The organism is bacterium, assembly GCA_028821235.1.
Classification (GTDB): Bacteria; Actinomycetota; Acidimicrobiia; order Spongiisociales; family Spongiisociaceae; genus Spongiisocius.
In genome coordinates this window covers 1-5,463 of sequence record JAPPGV010000141.1, presented here as the reverse complement: position 1 = coordinate 5,463, position 5,463 = coordinate 1, and the positions used below count along the sequence as shown (strand labels likewise).

The 5,463-nt window shown below is 66.9% G+C and carries 5 protein-coding genes; 4 read left to right on the top strand and 1 reads right to left on the bottom strand.

Annotated elements, in window-relative coordinates:
• Window positions 1–791: mechanosensitive ion channel (locus tag OXK16_14265; GenBank protein MDE0377108.1), on the bottom strand; the 791-nt coding region annotated here is incomplete at its 3' end.
• Between the two features lie 111 nt (window positions 792–902).
• Here OXK16_14265 and OXK16_14260 point away from each other — a divergent pair.
• From OXK16_14260 to OXK16_14245, 4 genes are all read left to right on the top strand, one after another.
• A complete protein-coding gene (locus tag OXK16_14260) occupies window positions 903–1,565 on the top strand; it encodes a phosphoribosyltransferase family protein (protein ID MDE0377107.1) in 663 nt (220 codons plus the stop codon).
• 78 nt (window positions 1,566–1,643) lie between these two features.
• Complete coding sequence (dxs, locus tag OXK16_14255; protein ID MDE0377106.1) at window positions 1,644–3,494, top strand: 1-deoxy-D-xylulose-5-phosphate synthase; 1,851 nt, start codon at window positions 1,644–1,646, stop codon at window positions 3,492–3,494.
• 64 nt (window positions 3,495–3,558) lie between these two features.
• Window positions 3,559–4,704, top strand: a complete 1,146-nt coding sequence (locus OXK16_14250; protein ID MDE0377105.1) for an amino acid ABC transporter substrate-binding protein — start codon at window positions 3,559–3,561, stop codon at window positions 4,702–4,704.
• A gap of 97 nt (window positions 4,705–4,801) precedes the next feature.
• On the top strand, window positions 4,802–5,463 hold a 662-nt coding region (locus OXK16_14245; GenBank protein MDE0377104.1), incomplete at its 3' end, for an ABC transporter permease subunit.

Below are 5,463 nucleotides of genomic sequence, written 5' to 3'. Positions count from 1 at the left end.
CCGTCCGCCACTTCCTTGATGAGAGCCATCGCCGCGGCGATGTCGGTGTCGTAGGCAACCTCTATGTCGACCACGGCCTGGCCCCAGTCCTGGGTGAGGTTGGCCACCCGGGAGATCTCGCCGTTGGGGATGTACCAGAGCGTCCCGTTGATGTCACGCACCTGGGTGGTGCGGAGCTTGACCTCCTCCACGACTCCGACCGTGTCCCCCACGTCCACCACATCGCCCACTCCGTACTGGTCCTCCAGCAACATGAACACACCGGAGAGGAAGTCCTTGACCAGGCTCTGGGCGCCGAAGCCGACCGCTACGCCGGCTATTCCGGCGCCGGCGATCAGGGGGCCCAGGTTCACGTCGAACTCCGCCAGGGCCATCATCAGGGCCATGCCGTAGATGACTGCCGAGGCGACCGATCTGAGCACCGAACCGAGGGTTCTCGTCCGCTGGCCGCTCCGCTCCTGCTGGTCCACCATCCGGCGGGCCCTCTCGAGCGCGGCCTCCCCCAATCCCGGCCCGTCGTCATCCTGCTCGATGGTGCCGGAGATGGCGTCCGCCAGTTCGGAGCGCCTCGTCAGCCAGCCCTCGACCAGCCTGTCCAGCCACCGGCGCACGATCCGGCTGACGACCCAGGCCAGCAACAGGATGAGCAGGACCTTGATGGGACGGGCCGCCAGATCGGCCAGGCGGGCGGTCTCGCTGCTACCGGTCAGGTCATAGACGAGGCCGCATACGGACCCCGGATCGACTCCGCAGGCGTCCGCAACGGACTGAGCGATCAGGTAGAAGGACATATCGCGCCACCATTCCGATTGAAAGACTCGCTTGGGGGCCGGATCGGTACGCCCCGGAGGGCAGGTTAGCCCTGCCCGATGGCACAATCACCGCATGACACGGAACGGGACATGAGGTTCACCGACCGGTCGCACGCGGGCAGTGTGCTGGCCGGACTGCTCGACCATCTCGCCGGCCAGCCCACCGTGATCCTGGGCCTGCCCAGGGGCGGGGTCCCGGTTGGCTTCGAGATCGCCCGGCATCTCGCCGCCCCGCTGGAGGTGTTGCTGGTCCGCAAGCTGGGAGTACCGGCCCAGCCGGAGCTGGCCATGGGCGCCATCGGCGAGGGCGGGGTACGCGTCCTGGACGAGCAGCGGATCGAAAGGCTCGGGATACGGCCGGAGGCCGTCGAACGGGTGGAACGGCGAGAGCGCCGGGAGTTGGCCCGCCAGGCGGGACGCTTCCGCGGCGAAGCCCCTCCCGCAGACCTGGGGGGCAAGACCGCGGTGATCGTTGATGACGGCATCGCCACGGGCGCCACCGCCCGGGCCGCCTGCCTGATCACCCGTCGCCTCGGGGCCGGTCGGGTCGTATTGGCCGCTCCGGTCGCTCCCCGCGACGCATCGGCAACCTTCGCCGAGGCGGCTGACGAGCTGGTGGTGGCGCACACGCCGCGGCGGTTCGCGGCCATCGGCATGTTCTACCGCGACTTCCGCCCCACTCCGGACGCCACGGTGGTCGAGATGCTGGAACGCTCCCGGGAGCGGGCGCCCGGTCAGGGACCAGGAGGCTGAAAGCCCATTTGCCCGGGTATTTCCGGTCACCCTCCGAAGTTGGGCGGTGAACAGGGTTTCGCCTGTAGAGTATTGACAATGACACTTCCCGATACGCCCCTCCTGGAGACCATCCGGGGACCCGCCGACCTTCGAGCTCTCGGCTTCGAGGAGCTGGAGGAGCTGGCCACCGAGATCCGCCACCTCATCGTGGCCACGGTCACCCGGAACGGCGGCCACCTGGGGTCGAACCTGGGGATAGTCGAGCTCACCCTGGCCCTGCACCGTGTCTTCCGGTCCCCCCACGACGCCATCCTCTTCGACACCGGTCACCAGGCCTATCCCCACAAGCTGCTGACAGGGCGACGCCGCCAGTTCTCCACCCTCCGGCTTCCCGATGGAATGTCCGGTTATCCCAGTCGGGCCGAGTCGGAGCACGACTGGATCGAGAACAGCCACGCCTCGACCGCCCTCTCCTACTCCCACGGTCTGGCCGCCGCCTTCCAGGCCGGGGGCGATGACCGGCAGGTGGTGGCTGTGGTGGGCGATGGCTCGCTGACCGGGGGTATGGCGCTCGAGGGGCTCAACAACATCGGCCACTCCGGCGCCGACGTCACCATCATCCTCAATGACAACGGCCGTTCCTACGCACCAACCATCTCGAGGCTGTCCGAGAGCCTCATCAAGCTACGGACCACCAACGTCTACGAGCGCGGGCAGGGCGTGGCCCGCTCAATCGCCGAGTCGATTCCCTGGGTTGCGGACCTGGTGAGCCGTGGGATAGACGCCACCGAGGTGGCCATCCGCCAGATGTGGGAACCGCCCCAGATCTTCGAGCAGTTCGGCATCCGCTACTTCGGTCCGTTCAACGGCCACGACCTGCCGGAGCTCGAGCGCATCCTCAAGAACGTCCGGGCGATGAGCGGGCCCACGGTGGTCCATGTGATCACCCAGAAGGGCCGCGGCTACGCCCCCGCCGAGAACGATCCCATCAAGGCGATGCATGACCTCTCGTCCATCAAGGAGGGGAGCTACACGTCCGCTTTTGCCGACCATTTGCTGGCGCTCGCCGACCGCCATCCCGAGCTGGTGGCGATCACCGCCGCCATGCCCGACTCGACCGGCGTGCTGCCGTTCCAGAACCGGTACCCCGACCGGGTCTTCGACGTGGGAATCGCGGAGCAGCACGCGGTGGCGATGGCCACGGGCATGGCCATGGGAGGCCTCCGCCCGGTAGTGGCCATCTACTCCACCTTCCTCACCCGGGCGCTCGACCAGATCAACCTCGACACCGCCCTCCACGGTTGCCCGGTCATCTTCTGCCTCGACCGGGCCGGCATCACGGGTGACGACGGCGCCTCCCATCACGGCCTCCTCGACATGGTCCTGCTTTCGAAGATCCCGGGTATGACCATCTTCGCACCCTCCTCCTACGAGGAACTCCCCGTGATGCTCGACACCGCGCTCGAGATAACGACCGGCCCCTCCGCCATCCGGTGGCCCAAGACCGCGCCCCTCCGAGCATCGATCGATGAGGTGGGATCCGGATTGTCGGCCCGCCGGGTCCGCCGAGGATCCGACGTCTGCCTGATCGGGGTCGGCAAGATGCTGGCAACCGTCCGCGAAGCGGCCGACCTCCTCGAACTTGAAGGAATCAGCTGCTCGGTGTGGGACCCGAGGGTGGTCAAGCCGCTCGATCCGGTGATGATCGGCGACGCCGCCCGGCACGAACTCGTGCTTACCGCCGAGGACGGGCTGCGCGCCGGCGGGGTCGGGCAGGCGATCCGTGACCAGGTGGACGGCGCCGGATCGGCCCGGGTGGTGGTGATCGGCCTCCCGACCGCACACCTGCCTCATGGTAAGATCGACGAGCTTCTCGCCCGTTACCGGATGGACGCTTCTGGGATCGTCTCGGCGGTCAAGGAACACCAGCATGCGGCGGTGTTATAGCCAGAAGTCCCGTCAGGTGGGGAAAGACGCCAACCAAACGCGAGAACGGAAAGGGGCCTTACTAATGATTCGAAGGCTAGTACCTCTGTTCGTGGTGCTTGCGATGGTCGTTGCTTCATGCGGAGCCGACGACGAGCCGGCCGCCACGACAGCCGCCCAGGAAACGACTACGGCCGCCACCCAGGCCGCCACCACCCAGCCAGAGGAAGTGGTGGTCGTTCCCTCGCAGGGCGGCACGCTGGGCGAGATTCAGGCCCGCGGTAGCCTGCGGTGCGGTGTGTCAACCGCGGCCATCGGTTTCGCCGAACCCCAGGACGACGGCTCCTACACCGGATTCGACGCCGACTACTGCCGGGCTCTTGCCGCGGCTGTGCTCGGTGATGCCAATGCGGTCGAGTTCGTGGGCACCACCGCCGCCGAGCGCTTCAACGTGCTCGCCGCCGGCGAGGTCGACGTGCTGTTCCGTAACACCACCTGGACCCAGAGCCGGGATACGGAGATCGGCGGTGACTTCGGGCCCACCACGTTCTACGACGGCCAGCAGATCATGGGCAAGGCCGACTTCGGATTCACCGATGCTTCGACTCTGGTGGACGTGGACGGCGCCAGGCTCTGCACCAACGCCGGAACCACCACCGAGAAGAACATCACCGAGGGCGCCCGCGTGGTCGGTGCCGAGATCGAGCTGGTGACCGTGGAGAACTTCCCGGAGGCCATGGATCTCTTCCGGGCGGGTTCCTGTGACCTGGTGACCACCGACGGCTCGGCCCTGTTCGGCCATCGCTACGCCGCCATCCAGAACGGTGAGATCGCCGAGGGAGACTGGATCATCTTCCCGACCACCCCGATCTCCAAGGAGCCGCTCGGCCCCATGTACCGGCAGAACGACAGCCAGTGGGCTGACGTGGTGAACTGGTTGGTGTACATCCTGATCATCGCCGACGAGAAGGGAGTCACCTCCGCGAACATCGACGAGATGGTGGCCAACCCGCCCGACCCGGAAGCGGGTCGCTTCCTCGGCGTGGGCGATGACGAGCTGCAGACCAAGATGGGCCTTGCGGCTGACGCATACGCCCAGGCCATCCGGCAGGTCGGCAACTACGACGAGATCTACGCCAACAACCTGCACCCGCTCGGGTTCGCCCGAGCCGGGTCCGCCAACGCCCGCTGGACCGAGGGCGGTCTGGTCTACGCACCACCGGCCCGTTAGAACAACTCGATCCGAAACGTAGGAGGGGGCACCGTTCAGGTGCCCCCTCCTCGCGTAGTTGGTATCGTCTGGGAGGCCGGCTAGAACGGAAGGTCAATTGGTCACGCCCACCGACCGCTCCTCTCAGACCCGCGTGCCCATATGGCGCAACGTGGTCGTCATCAAGTGGGCCACCCAACTCGGAATCCTCGTCGGCCTCCTCTGGCTGGGTTACGTCGTCATCACCCAGGCCACCAGCAATCTCCGGGCTACCGGCATCCCGTTCTCGTGGGACTTCCTTGGCGAACCACTGGGCGTCAAACTCGGCGAGGGGTTCAACACCGATCCCGAGTCGGGCCTGGAGGCGCTGGCCGTGGGAATGGTCAACATGTTGAGGGTCACCTGGAGTGGTGTCATCGCCGCCACCATCCTCGGCACGGTGATCGGGATTTCGAGGCTGTCGTCCAACTGGATCGTCTCGCGGATCGCCAACGCCTACATCGAGTTCTTCCGCAACATCCCGCTACTCGTCCAGATCCTCTTCTGGCAGGCGCTGATCGTCGGGCTCCTGCCGGATCTGACCCCCGAGATGGAAGGATCCCGGTGGCTGTTCGCCAGCCCCAAGGGCATCGCCATGCCCTGGCTCACCCCCCTGGCCGGCCGCTGGCAGTACACCGTGGTGCTGATCCTCGGCGTCGTGGCGGCGCGCTGGGTGTACCGGCGCAGGATCGCGCTCCAGGAGCGAGAGGGGCACGATACCCACGCCTTCGCATGGTCGAT